10 protein-coding genes are annotated in these 12,933 nt (G+C 39.9%); 5 read left to right on the forward strand and 5 right to left on the reverse strand.

Annotation, left to right across the window (positions count from 1 at the left end):
- The first annotated feature begins 53 nt into the window (after window positions 1-53).
- Window positions 54-1,223, forward strand: a complete 1,170-nt coding sequence (locus AA650_RS09305; protein WP_039201385.1) for a sugar phosphate nucleotidyltransferase — start codon at window positions 54-56, stop codon at window positions 1,221-1,223.
- 112 nt (window positions 1,224-1,335) lie between these two features.
- On the opposite strand, the gene speA is transcribed toward AA650_RS09305, so the two are convergent.
- The gene (gene speA, locus AA650_RS09310) at window positions 1,336-3,351 is read right to left on the reverse strand and encodes a biosynthetic arginine decarboxylase (RefSeq protein ID WP_053538797.1); all 2,016 of its coding nucleotides are present in this window, start codon (window positions 3,349-3,351) and stop codon (window positions 1,336-1,338) included.
- Window positions 3,352-3,662: 311 nt separating this feature from the next.
- On the opposite strand from speA, the gene ndk reads away from it, so the two are divergent.
- Entirely contained in the window at window positions 3,663-4,112 is a 450-nt protein-coding gene (gene ndk / locus AA650_RS09315; protein ID WP_027401368.1) for a nucleoside-diphosphate kinase, read from the forward strand.
- 107 nt (window positions 4,113-4,219) lie between these two features.
- On the opposite strand, the gene AA650_RS09320 is transcribed toward ndk, so the two are convergent.
- The gene (locus AA650_RS09320; RefSeq protein ID WP_053538798.1) at window positions 4,220-4,951 is read right to left on the reverse strand and encodes a TerC family protein; all 732 of its coding nucleotides are present in this window, start codon (window positions 4,949-4,951) and stop codon (window positions 4,220-4,222) included.
- 872 nt (window positions 4,952-5,823) lie between these two features.
- On the opposite strand from AA650_RS09320, the gene AA650_RS09325 reads away from it, so the two are divergent.
- Complete coding sequence (locus AA650_RS09325) at window positions 5,824-6,018, forward strand: DUF2811 domain-containing protein (protein WP_027401370.1); 195 nt, start codon at window positions 5,824-5,826, stop codon at window positions 6,016-6,018.
- Window positions 6,019-6,174: 156 nt separating this feature from the next.
- On the opposite strand, the gene AA650_RS09330 is transcribed toward AA650_RS09325, so the two are convergent.
- Window positions 6,175-6,873, reverse strand: a complete 699-nt coding sequence (locus AA650_RS09330; protein WP_053538799.1) for a response regulator transcription factor — start codon at window positions 6,871-6,873, stop codon at window positions 6,175-6,177.
- Window positions 6,874-7,624: 751 nt separating this feature from the next.
- On the opposite strand from AA650_RS09330, the gene AA650_RS09335 reads away from it, so the two are divergent.
- The gene (locus AA650_RS09335; protein WP_053538800.1) at window positions 7,625-8,248 is read left to right on the forward strand and encodes a CPP1-like family protein; all 624 of its coding nucleotides are present in this window, start codon (window positions 7,625-7,627) and stop codon (window positions 8,246-8,248) included.
- A gap of 390 nt (window positions 8,249-8,638) precedes the next feature.
- Here the strand turns inward: AA650_RS09335 and AA650_RS09340 are convergent, their stop codons facing one another.
- Together AA650_RS09340 and sbcC are read right to left on the reverse strand one after the other, a co-directional pair.
- The gene (locus tag AA650_RS09340) at window positions 8,639-9,319 is read right to left on the reverse strand and encodes an HAD family hydrolase (RefSeq protein ID WP_027401373.1); all 681 of its coding nucleotides are present in this window, start codon (window positions 9,317-9,319) and stop codon (window positions 8,639-8,641) included.
- A gap of 56 nt (window positions 9,320-9,375) precedes the next feature.
- A complete protein-coding gene (sbcC, locus tag AA650_RS09345) occupies window positions 9,376-12,402 on the reverse strand; it encodes an exonuclease subunit SbcC (RefSeq protein ID WP_053538801.1) in 3,027 nt (1,008 codons plus the stop codon).
- Window positions 12,403-12,635: 233 nt separating this feature from the next.
- Between sbcC and AA650_RS27765 the strand changes: the two genes are divergently transcribed.
- Window positions 12,636-12,785 carry a hypothetical protein gene (locus AA650_RS27765; RefSeq protein ID WP_199924414.1) on the forward strand — a complete coding sequence of 50 codons (150 nt, stop codon included), beginning with the start codon at window positions 12,636-12,638 and terminating at the stop codon, window positions 12,783-12,785.
- Window positions 12,786-12,933 lie beyond the last annotated feature (148 nt).

The raw sequence follows: 12,933 nt of genomic DNA on the forward strand, positions 1-12,933 counted from the left end.
TCTTGTGCAACTGACAACTGACAACTGACAACTGACAAAGGAAATAAAATTTTATGAAAGCGATGATTCTTGCGGCGGGAAAAGGTACTCGTATCCGTCCCATTACGTATACAATTCCCAAACCGATGATTCCTATACTGCAAAAGCCGGTTATGGAATTTTTGCTGGAGTTATTACGTCAACATGGCTTTGACGAAATTATGGTCAATGTCAGCCATTTGGCGGAGGAAATAGAAAGTTATTTCCGAGATGGTCAGCGGTTTGGAGTGCAGATTGCCTATTCTTTTGAAGGTAAAATTGATGATGACGGTAAACTCGTCGGTGAGGCTATTGGTTCGGCTGGGGGTATGCGTCGGATTCAAGATTTTTCCCCATTTTTTGACGATACATTTGTAGTGTTGTGTGGTGATGCTTTAATTGATTTAGATTTAACTGCTGCGGTAAAGTGGCATAAATCCAAAGGGGCGATCGCTACTATTATTACCAAATCAGTTCCCAAGGAAGAAGTTTCTAGTTATGGTGTGGTAGTTACGGACGACGATAATCGCATTCAAGCTTTCCAAGAAAAACCAACTGTTGAAGAAGCTCTTAGCACTAATATCAATACAGGTATTTATATTTTTGAGCCAGAAGTGTTCAAGTATATACCCTCTGGGATGGAGTATGACATTGGTGGCCAATTATTTCCCCAACTTGTGGCAGATAATGCCCCTTTTTACGCCATTCCCATGGATTTTGAATGGGTAGATATTGGTAAAGTTCCCGATTATTGGCGAGCAATTCGTGGTGTTTTATCAGGGGAAATTAAAAATGTGCAAATCCCTGGACATGAAGTTTTGCCAGGTATTTTTACTGGACTAAATGTATCTGTAAATTGGGACAAAGTAGATATTACTGGACCTGTTTATATCGGGGGAATGACTAAAATTGAGGATGGCGCAAAAATCATTGGTCCGGCGATGATTGGTCCAAATTGTTGGATTTGCAGTGGTGCAACTGTAGATAACAGTGTGATTTTTGAATGGTCGCGTTTAGCTCCAGGTGTGCGTTTGGTAGATAAGCTGGTGTTTGGACGTTATTGTGTGGATAAGACGGGGGCATCAATTGATGTCCAAGCTGCGGCTTTAGATTGGTTAATTACTGATGCTCGTCAAACTCCACCTTCTCAAAAGCCTTTAGAACACCAAGCGATCGCCGAATTATTGGGAACAAACTCAATTTAGTCAGTGGTCAGTTGTCAGTGGTCAGTTGTCAGTTGTCAGTTGTCAGCTATCGGCTGTAATTTACTACTAACTAATGACCAATGACCAATGACCAATGACCAATGACCAATGACTAATGACTATTCAAGTAAGTATACCGTTGTAAACTTTGTTCGTAAGTTTGTAATAGTCGTTGGGACTCTGCTATGGTGATATGCTTTTCTTCTAAGGCTCGCTCGCAACGTTGGCGAATGTTTTCTATCATGTCTTCAGAATCATACTGGACATAGCTCAAAACTTCACTCATGGTATCGCCCTTGACAACGTGTTCAATTTGATAACCCTTGGGGGTTAAATTAATGTGAACAGCGTTAGTATCACCGAAGAGATTATGTAAATTCCCCATAATTTCCTGGTACGCTCCATTCAGGAACATTCCTAGATAATAAGGTTTCCCCGGCTCAAATTTGTGCAGTTCTAAAACCGATTTGACATCCCGTAAATCTATAAAGCGGTCTATTTTTCCATCACTATCACAGGTTAAATCCGCTAAGATTCCTCTGCGAGTTGGTTCTTCATCAAGGCGATGTATGGGCATAATGGGAAATAGTTGATCTATCGCCCAACAATCTGGTGCTGATTGAAACACAGAGAGATTGATGTAGTAAATGGAAGCCATAATTTTTTCCAGGTCTTCCAACTCATCAGGTACGTATTCTTCCTGACGGATAAGAGTTAAAACTTTTTGACAACAAGCCCAGTAAAGACGCTCGGCTTTAGCGCGTTCGTTGAGGCGCAAAATTCCTAAGTTGAAACGACTGATGGCTTCTTCTTTAAATTGAGCAGCATCGTGATAGAACTCTTGGTAATTTTCCTTATTAATGGATTGGTAGGTTTCCCAGAGATATTTAATGATTGGGGATTCTCCCTCTTGGTGAGGAGAAGGGGGATCAAGAGGCACATCACTGGTGCTGAGAACATCAAAGATTAAAACCGATTGGTGGGAAGAAATCGCCCGACCACTTTCACTAACTAGCGTTGGTACGGGAATATGCTTTTCATCACAGGTGTCTTTTAACTCTGCTACGATATCGTTAGCATAGTTTTGCATATTGTAGTTTTTCGAGGTGTAGAAATTGGTTTGAGAGCCATCGTAATCTACACCTAAGCCACCACCAACGTCTAAATACTTCATATCTGCCCCTAACATTGCCAATTCTACATAAATGCGGCTGGCTTCTTGGATGGCATCTTTAATGACATTGATCGCGGAGATTTGAGAACCAATGTGGAAGTGTAATAATTGCAAAGAACCGAGTAAGTCGGCTGCACCCAATTTTTCCACAGCCTCCATAATTTCGGGAATTGTTAACCCAAATTTAGCGCGATCGCCTGTGGAAGTTCCCCAACGTCCCATTCCTTGGGTACTTAATTTCGCTCTTACTCCTAAGATGGGCTTAATGCCTAATTGACGACTAGCCGTAATGGCTAAATCCACCTCTTCAATTTGCTCTAGGACGATAACTGGTGTTTGTCCTAGTCTTTGGGCTAACATCGCTGTTTCGATGTATTCCTGGTCTTTGTAGCCGTTGCAAATTAACAATGATCCTGGTGTATCCAACAAAGCCAGAGCAATCATTAATTCCGGCTTAGAACCTGCTTCTAAACCAAATTGATGAGGTTTACCAAACCGAACTAAATCTTCGATCAGGTGGCGTTGTTGATTACACTTAACTGGAAATACTCCCCGATATACACCAGGATAGTTATAGCGAGCGATCGCTTTAGCAAAACAAGCGTTTAACCGCTCAATTCGGTCTTCCAAAATATCAGAAAACCGGATTAACATGGGCAGACCCAAATTGCGCTGCTTTAAAGCATTTACCAACTCAAACAAATCTAATGACCCACCGCGTTCACCCTTGGGAGAAACAGTGACATGACCAGCCGCATTAATCGAAAAATAAGGCTGTCCCCAACCTTCAATGCGGTAAAGGTCTTCACTGTTCTCAATTTTCCAAGGCAAAGGTAAATCTCCTGTACTTGTACTAGGTACTAACAGTTGTTTCTTTTTTTGGTGTTTTAGTTCGGATTTATGCCCATTAGATGGCATTTTCACAATCTCATCAGCGGTTGACTCGACACCCATTTTTTCCTGACCTCTGTATTGCGCCCACGAAATAACAATTTAACAAAATAGTCTGGTAACGGATATACAACTAGAAATAATTTCTGATTAAGAATTAGTAATTAGAAGTATGGTTAATACCATGTTGCGCTACCCATAGAGGGGTAAGTAAGCCTTGCTAGGTTTTGACCAGAAAGAAAAGAAGACTATCTTTGCTTAATTCCCTGATCTCTGCAAATTTTTCGGGAAAATTCGCAAGACTACTAGACAAAAGACATCAATACAACTGACAATTAACCCATCAAAATTAGATTATGTTTTTGGAGACAGATTTGGAACGCACATTTTTAGCAATTAAGCCTGACGGTGTCCAGCGCGGACTAGTGGGTGAAATTATCCGCCGATTTGAAACCAAAGGCTTTACCCTGGTGGGTTTAAAGTTTATGAAAGTCAGTAAGGAATTAGCGGAAAAACATTATGATGTTCACCGTGAAAGACCTTTTTTCCCTGGTTTAGTGGAATTTATCATTTCTAGTCCAGTGGTAGCAATGGTTTGGCAAGGTGAGGGCGTTGTGGCAGCAGCCAGAAAAATTATTGGCGCAACCAACCCTTTAACAGCAGAACCAGGAACAATTCGCGGCGATTTTGGTGTTAATGTCGGTCGTAACCTCATTCATGGTTCTGATGCTCAAGAAACCGCTCAAACAGAAATTGCGCTGTGGTTTAAGGAAGAGGAGTTAGTTGCTTGGCAACCTCATTCTACACCTTGGTTAAGTGAGTAGTTAGGCAAGAGGCAAGAGGCAAGAGGCAAGAGGCAAGAGGCAAGAGGCAAGAGGCAAGAGGCAAGATTAATTTCTCCTCATCTCCTCTGCTTCTGATCTTTGCTGAATTACTTTGTTACTTCGGATACTTCAGCTTTTTCCTTTTCTTCTGGGGCTAATTCTACAACGTTGCGTTTAGAGAAGCCCCAGGCTAAGATGATCCCAATGGCAGTCACTACGAGCCATTCTGGTGGGACTAAATCATCGTTGATGACTTTTAATAAGAGACGTAAACCCACAAATGCTACAGTGATGTAACCTGCGTCTTCTAAGTTTGTATATTCATCTAACCAGCGGATAAATAATCCAGCCATAAATCGGAGGGTGACAATCCCAATGGTTGTACCTGTGATTACTAACCATATTTCTTGAGAAACGGCGATCGCTGTGGTGACACTATCCAAGGAAAAGGCTAAATCTGTAAAGGCAATTACGGGTATAGCTTGCCACAGAGATTTAAAACGTGGTCTATGATGGTGATTGTTTTCATCTTCTTGGGAACTGAAGTGCTGGAAGACCAGCCACAACAGATAAGCAGCACCCAATAGTTCAAATTGCCAAAATTTCTGTACCCAGGTAGCTGTTAACAGTAGGGTAATGCGGAGAACATAAGCGAAGATTAACCCAATATTTAGGGCTTGACGTTCTAGTTTCTTGTCTTCTAGTCCTTGGGCGATCGCAGCGAGAGCGATCGCATTATCAGCCGACAGTACCGCTTCTAAAATCACTAATATTAAGAGGACTATAGAAGCTTCAACACTGAAATGAAAATTTAAGTAATCAAATATTTGGTCTAACATTCCAATTTCTCAGGCAAAAATTCAGAATCTACAGGATATGGGATTTAGAGGTTTTTATTGTCGAAACTACAATAAATTACTACTTCCATCTATTTTAACGTGCATTTAGCCTACTCTTAATGAGTAACTCTTATCACCAACTGTATAGGCTATCAAACTAACAAGCAAGCAAGCAGGGCAATAAGATAATTTTTTTCTGATCATGACCCGTCAAAATGTCTATAAGCAAAATTTTTTATAAAATAAATTGTATTTACAAATATAGCAATCGCCAAGGCGGTTAGGACATTAATTAACAGTCAAACTCTTGCTACCAAAGGGGTTTTCTCCTGACTCCTGCTATATACTTTACCACCTTACGAGTTTTTTGGTAAGCGTCAAATTCAGTATCTGAAAACCTGAGAGTGTCAATTGCTTGATATGTCATATTTTCCTGACATTATGGTAATTCTTATTATTAACAACCTTTTTCCTCATTGATTCCACAGGATTTCCACAGGTGATTTTGGACTTTTCCACAGACGTTCTACGAGTTAATCAGTCATTGCTGACTTATTGGGGATTGTTAATTGTTCACTACTAACAGGGTGGATAACCGAGTTTTTATAAAGTTATATAACAAAAATATAGTTGTAAGCCTGATTATTTGGTCAAGATTTATTTTTGACTGCTAATTGTTAACATTTCGCAGCATTGACAAATCCACCCCTGGTGAGCGCAGAATAATGAGTCTTAGTTTGATTTCATTCAGCATCTGAATTTTGTGTTCTGGTTTATTTTAATTTCTCCCTACGTCCCTCACAGGGCATGAATCAGCCCTCAGTAAAACTGAACACCAATAACTTCTCTTGATTGATCTACAGGAAAATTTTATGAACACCACAGTCCCTATCTTTACGGAAATTCCCGAAACATTACAGGAATCCATGAACAACTACTTAGAAACCCATCCTGATTGGGATCAAACCCGTGTCTTAACAGCGGCTTTATCATTATTTTTGCTGCAAAATGGTGAGAGCGATCGCCGAGCGGCGCGTGTTTACTTAGAAACTTTATTTCATCAATAATCCATAAAAATACTGGATTAAATTCATAAACCAAGTTTATTTATTTGATCCCACAAGAGGAACGCGGTAGCGTTGGGAGCTTCGCGTCTTTAGACCGGAGAGTGTCAAATCTTTATTGCGTGGGATTGGCGGGGGTTTACAGGTGGTAGTCAAATTTTAGGCAGAAGTAGCGCATTCAAATTTGTACCCTACACCACGAATAGTATGAATTAATGTTGATTGAGTAGGATCTATTTCAATTTTCTTACGAATTTGACCGATATGAACATCCACAACCCGCTGATCCCCAACATATTCATAGTCCCAAACTTCTTGAATGAGTTCGGATCGTCGCCAAACTCTAGCTGGATGACTAGCAAGAAAATATAATAAGTCAAATTCCAGCGCAGTTAGGGGAATGGGTTCGCTGTTAATCATTACTTCCCGCCGCATAGAATCAATTGTTAATTTGTCAAAAATTAAGCGTTGCTGTTCGGCATTAGTCACAACTCGCTGCCGCCTTAAAATAGCCCCTACTCTTACCTCCAACTCTCCCAAGCCAAATGGCTTAGTCAGATAGTCATCAGCGCCTTTAGCAAAACCGCGAATTTTATCACCTTCGTCGGTTCTACTCGTCAGGAGTAGTACAAATACGCCACTACGACTCTGCATTTCTTGACAAAGGTTAAAACCAATTACATCCGGCAGATTAACATCTAAAATTACTAAATCGGGATTAAATTGTTCAAACATACTCATACCAGTCTTCCCATCTTCGGCAGATTCAACTTGATAATTTTGTTTGAGCAAAAAGCGTTGGATTAAATTCCGAACCGCAGGATCGTCGTCAACTACAAGAATCTTAGCAAGAGCCATAGGGATTACTTTTTATAAAAGCGCATAGGATTAACAAACATGATTGCGTAGGGACGCAGGTTCTACTTTGTTACTAATTCAAAATTTACAGGGGAGAGCAATGATTATCCTGATTATTTCCATAAAATGTGATTTTTATTATGGATAGGCAAGAGGTAAATATGCTGGTATAGCAAAAGTTATGAGTAATTCAGTCTTTTTGAATTTGTGTGCGGTTGACCCGACTCGTGCTATGATTCTAGTAGATGTATAAAATTGCCTAAGACATATAATTTAGCTTAGACAGTAGAAGCCTCTCACCTACCCGATAGGGAGGTGATGAGATGAATACAATACGCGCGAGTGAGGAATTGCCCAACGAACAAAATTAAGCGCAGCTTAATCAGTGTTGTTGGGCGATGTTAGCAAAGCGGCACGAAGTGCGGAATGAACACTTTCTTGATTTTTTTTCAAATATTTGATATAATTTTCAACGGTAGGTGTAACTCAATTAAATGCACCAAAAGCAGCCTATCAAAATAAAAGCTAATTGTTTGGCTTAACCAAAGAACCGTGGGACACACGGTCTTAAAGCTCAGTTAATGTCTTCATAGAAGAGTCGCGCTCGTTGCCCACACTCACCTGAAAGGGAGTGTGTGGAGTATGTCGCGTAGTTACTGATCTAGTTGTTGTCTTTATTTCTATAAAATCTAAAGTTGTTTTTCTGTAAAATAAAAAGTGCCGCTGATTAAGGCTAAAGTAATAACCTCCCATGAGTGATCAAAGTCCCTACGAAAAACTTGGGGTATCGGAAGACGCAAGCTTCGATGAAATCCAGGATGTTCGGAATCGCCTGTTAGAAAAACATGGTGGTGATGGCAGTGTCCGAGAAGTTATTGAAGCCGCTTATGATGCGATTTTAATGGAACGCCTGCGGATGCGCCAAGAAGGTAAGATTAAAGTGCCTGAGCGCATCCGATTTCCAGAAATGCGAGTTCCATCTTCTACTCAAACAAGTCAGTCTCTTAGTCAGCAGTCTCCTGCATGGCTACAGCGAAGTTTAGATCAGCCCACGTTAACTGATGTCCTGCTACCAGGCGCCTGGTATCTAGGTTTGGGTGCAACGAGTTTATTGTATCCCGGTAGTGGTGGACAGGTTTTGCAACTGTCCTTGGTAGTTGGGGTCGGTATTGGTATTTACTTTCTCAATCGTAAGGAAGGAAAGTTTGGTAGAGCAGTTTTATTGACGCTGGTGAGTTTAATTGCTGGTTTAATTGCTGGTGGTCTGATTGCTGGCTTGATATTACCATTGCCATTGATAAATATGACGGCGAATCAGTTTTCTACGTTGTTGACTTTTATCTTGCTGTGGTTAGTAAGTAGTTTTTTACGTTAGGTAATGGGTAATTGGTTAACGTGAATTCGATGAACCTCACCCCAACACCTCTCCGTGTTGGAGCTATCGTGTACACACAAGTTAAATTACCCCCCTTAATCCCCCCGATGCTTTGGGGGGAAACCGGAAAAATTAGTTCCCTCCCCTTTGCAAGGGGAGGGTTAGGGAGGGGTCAAAATATTTGATACATGAATCATGACTTTTTAAACACCCTCTTAGGAGAGGTTTACCAGGGGGGTTAAAAATTATTGGTCGAACTCACGTTTGGTTCATTAGACTTCTCCAGTAAAGATTGTAGAGACGTTCCATGGAACGTCTCTACAAGGGTTTCAAACGACGCACATTTAATTTTCGGAGATGTCTATTGCCGATTACCCATTATTTTTGTTTTTACTCGTTGAGGATGAAATTTACAGCGGTTTTTAAGTCTGGCATAATCAGATCAGGTTGATAAGATTCTAGTTGTGAGCGATCGCGGATACCAGATTCAACAGCGATAATTTTAATATTATGTTTTTTGGCGGCGGTAATGTCGGCTTCTGTGTCTCCCACCATCCAACTATCAGCAGCGGGGGGGAGTTCGGCTAAGGCTTTAGCCATTAACAATGGTTTATCTTCGACATCACGGGTTTTTACATAGTCGTTACTCAGACAATAACGGCGATTTTCTGGGAAAAATTGGCTTAAATTATGTTGATTAAAGGCATAGTCTAGTTCTCGTACCCTTCGCATTGTCATGACGGCTAAATCAACACCGGCGGCTTGAACTTGACTGAGTGCGGCTAATGCTGTGGGGACAAGAACATCATGCTGGAAATAAGGGAGGGTGTGGACTGTTTGTTTACGAATTTGGGAAAATTCTTGCCCTTGTTGGGCATCTAAACCTGATTTTAGGGCAATTTGGAGTTCGGGAGTGTGCGATCGCTTGAGTTGCCAAAATTCGGCTTTAGACAGTTCCGTAATTGTTTGTTGAGGATATCGGGTTTTCTCTAGACACAATTGATAAACACGGTAATAGCGTTCCGAAACATCCATGATTGGACCGTCAAAGTCAGTAATTAATCTCAGCATGAGTAGATAATTGGATATAGATCCCCGACTTCTCCAAGAAGTCGGGGATCTGGGTATTACATCAATAATTGTAACTGTGAACCTTGCTGATTTTTACTCACTTCGATTCTGGCTTGGAAGGCTTCTTTGAGGTGGGGCATATGGGTAACAGTAAGTATACAGGCAAAATCAGTGGATATGGCGTTAATGGCGGCAATTAGGCGATCGCATCCTTCCCCATCTTGAGTCCCAAAACCTTCATCTACTACTAATAATTGTAATGATGCTCCTGCTCTTTGTGCCAATAATTTTGCCAGTGCTAAACGAATGGCAAAGTTAATTCTAAAAGCTTCCCCTCCTGAATAAGTTTCATAGGATCTCGTTCCCCTGGCATCAGCAATTAAAATATCTAAAGTATCTATTAATTTGGCATTTTTCTTACTGGATTTGCCACTGCGTCCGGCTTTTTGGGTAATAAATTGGACGTGAAATTGATTCGCACTCAATCGAGAAAGTAGTTGATTGGCTTCTGCTTCCAGTTGAGGTAAAATATTTTCAATCATTAAAGCTTGAATCCCATTTTTGCCGAAAGCTTGGGCTAATTCCTGATATACACGCTGTTGTTGTTTACAATTTTGTAATTGTTGTATTCCTTGTTCATACTGATTTTGTAAAGTTTCCAATTGCAGGGACATTTGTTTTAATTGCCCTAACTGAGATATTTTATTATCTAGTTCCTGTCTACGGTTTGCTAATTGTTGTTCTAAATTATTAATTTGGGCCGTGGGGTTGGCACTATCAGATAATTGTTTAACAATATTATCAACTTCTTGAGTTGATATTTCTCTTTCTTTCAGGATTCTTTGCAATGAATCTTCTAAATCTTGACTTTTATTAAGTAATTGCGGATATTGTGCTTGTGCTGATAATAATTGTTGATGGCGTAATTGCCAAACTTGCCCTTGTCGCACACCTTGACGCAAATAATTATGCTGTTCAGAACTATAGGCAATTTCCGCAATTTGCTGTTCTAAATTAGCAATTTCTTTGGCACAATCAGAATCAGTTTGTCCCTGTTGCAGTTGCCATTGTAATTGAGTAATATTCCCTGTTAATTCTGGCTTTTTAGCTGTTAGTTGTGCTTGGCGTTTTAAGGCATCTTTAATTTGTCCTTGTTTAATTTCTGCCCACCGTAGTTTATCCACCTCACTGCGGGCAAGGGCGTGGTCTTGTTCACTATAATTAAGTTGTTGAAGAGATTGATCTAATTGCTGAATTTCTGTTTGTTTTTCAGGGGCATAGTCACCACTCTCTAAAGAACGTTCTAAATGTTCTTTTTGGGCAATAATTTGTAATAACTGTTGTTGGACATCACTTGTAGCTTCTAACTGTGCGGCTAATTGTCCCCGTTGTTCTCGCAATGAATCATAACCTGATAATTTTTGGGATATTTCTCGATATTCTTGTCGGAGTACCTGAATTTCTCGATCTGAAACTGCGAGTTGTTCCCGCACTACCCAAAATTGTCCTTGAGTATCTTCATATTCTAATTGGGTTTTTTCGATAACTTTACTCCAATGATGTTCATCTAAAGGACGTTCACACAAAGGACAACTAGCATCGGGATTTTGTAACATTTGCAATTTTTGTTCTAGTTCTGCCAACAACCTTTCATAATCTCGTTGGTGGGCTTGCAAACGTTCAATAAAATGTCGTCTTTCCTGTCCTTTTTCTTGGACTCTTTGCAGATAAACGCGCTTTTTTTCTAATTCTTCAATTTGCGTTCCTATCTCTATTACTGCTTGTTGTAATTGGGGTTGCCGGTGATGTTGATTTTGTAATTGTTTTTCTGTGGCTTGCATTTGCTCTAATCGCGCGACTAAACTAGCATGAGTGCGATCTAATTGAGTTTGTAAACTGGCTCTTTGTTGTAATAATGGTGTTACCTGCATTTGCAATTTATCTAAGTTAGTCAAATGCTGACGGGCGGTATTTAATTGTAATATAGCTGTTTCGATATCCCCAGATTTACTCAGGGTTTGATTAATTTCCTGTTCTTGCTGTTCTAAAGCTGATAATTGGGCTTGGGCTTGTTGTAATTGACGTTCTAAATCTTGAGTTTGTTTATATAGCTGTTGTTGTTTTTGTTGTTTTAAATTGGTAGCGCGGGTATGTTGTTCAAATTTAGCAGCAAAGATTTCTTCTTGAGATTGTAGATTTTGATATTGAGTATAACCGGCTTGAATGTCAGTTTGTTGATTGATAATCTTTTCTAAATCTGCTAGTTGGGATTTTACGGCTATTTGTTCTTGTTGTAGGCGATCGCTATCTTGACTAAGATTATCATATCGTTGCCGCAGAAAATTTAATTGCTGTTCCCAACTTTGTCTTTGATGTTGGATAACCTGTAAACTTTGTAACTGAATATTTTCAAAAGCTTGCACCTGTTGTAGATTATTTAGTTGCGCTTCTAACTCAGTGCGTTGAGTTTCCGTTATTTCCCGTTGTTGGAGTTGAATTTTGATATTTGCTAAAGAATTTTCTAACTCTTCTCCTTGGATTCTATAAAGTTTAGCTTTATCCTTGGCTCGTTCTTCCAACTCATCATACTGATTTAGTTTCAATAACTCTGCTAAAATTTCCTTGCGTTCAGCAGGACGTTTGAGCATAAATTCATCGGCTTTTCCTTGACGCAAATAAGCAGAATTAATAAAAGTCTCATAATCTAGCTTAATATGTTCAAGAATGACATCCTGAGTGGCTTTTAATCCCTTACCCGTCAAAGGACGAAACCCAGTAGGAGTTTCAATTTGAAATTCTAAAATACTAGTTCCACCCCTAACCCGGTTGCGAATCACCCGATAAGTTTGCTGACCACTTTGGAAAGTGAAATCAATTCGGACTTCTTTCGCACCAGCATGAATCACATCATCCTCAACAGTAGCACGGCTTTCACCCCAAATTGCCCAAGTGATAGCTTCTAAAAGGGAAGATTTTCCTGCACCATTAGAACCACAAATGCACGCCGTATGCAAGCCGCTAAAATCTAAACTTGCATCACGGTAACTGAGAAAGTTTTTAATGATAAGTTGGACTGGGATCATTCAGGCTATAGTGCCAAATTTAGAATTTTGATTGTTAACAGTACAGATGCACTTAGTTTTTAGTTTAGTCATGTAATTAGCAGGTTTCTAGTCTTGAAGACATCAATTTTACAAAAATTTACAATATCAAGACAACTTTTTTCAAATGCCATCTGATGCCATCGTCAGATATTCTGTTTTTGTTGATACAATAGGCAATTAATTGTGCTGAAACTATAATCAGACTTAATTCTATGGACTTTGACAAAAAAGCCTTCAGCGAACGTGACATCTGTACTAAATATATTACTCCTGCCATAGTGCAAACAGCAGTTAATAGCCTCTGGGCGCAGACCCTGCGCCCCTACTTTCTGAATTTTTCATGGTCAGAATCTACTAAGTAGGTTGGCGTTGAAAATTGTCGTTATGGCAAGGCAAAAGGCAAGAGGCAAGAGGCAAGAGTGAAGAGGGTTTGGGCGATTTTACGTTTCTTTACACAGTTTGGTTTTATTGTGTTCACCTACTTAGTACCGTGCAGCTTAAGTGAATGAA

The sequence above is a fragment of the Anabaena sp. WA102 genome (assembly GCF_001277295.1).
GTDB classification, from domain to species: domain Bacteria; phylum Cyanobacteriota; class Cyanobacteriia; order Cyanobacteriales; family Nostocaceae; genus Dolichospermum; species Dolichospermum heterosporum.

Bases quoted from the DNA above. Each gene is read 5' to 3' on its own strand.
- AA650_RS09305 (WP_039201385.1), top strand. From the start codon at position 54: ATGAAAGCGATGATTCTTGCGGCGGGAAAAGGTACTCGTATCCGTCCC.
- speA (WP_053538797.1), bottom strand. From the start codon at position 3,351: ATGGGTGTCGAGTCAACCGCTGATGAGATTGTGAAAATGCCATCTAAT.
- AA650_RS09320 (WP_053538798.1), bottom strand. From the start codon at position 4,951: ATGTTAGACCAAATATTTGATTACTTAAATTTTCATTTCAGTGTTGAA.
- AA650_RS09325 (WP_027401370.1), top strand. From the start codon at position 5,824: ATGAACACCACAGTCCCTATCTTTACGGAAATTCCCGAAACATTACAG.
- AA650_RS09330 (WP_053538799.1), bottom strand. From the start codon at position 6,873: ATGGCTCTTGCTAAGATTCTTGTAGTTGACGACGATCCTGCGGTTCGG.
- AA650_RS09335 (WP_053538800.1), top strand. From the start codon at position 7,625: ATGAGTGATCAAAGTCCCTACGAAAAACTTGGGGTATCGGAAGACGCA.
- AA650_RS09340 (WP_027401373.1), bottom strand. From the start codon at position 9,319: ATGCTGAGATTAATTACTGACTTTGACGGTCCAATCATGGATGTTTCG.
- sbcC (WP_053538801.1), bottom strand. From the start codon at position 12,402: ATGATCCCAGTCCAACTTATCATTAAAAACTTTCTCAGTTACCGTGAT.
- AA650_RS27765 (WP_199924414.1), top strand. From the start codon at position 12,636: ATGGACTTTGACAAAAAAGCCTTCAGCGAACGTGACATCTGTACTAAA.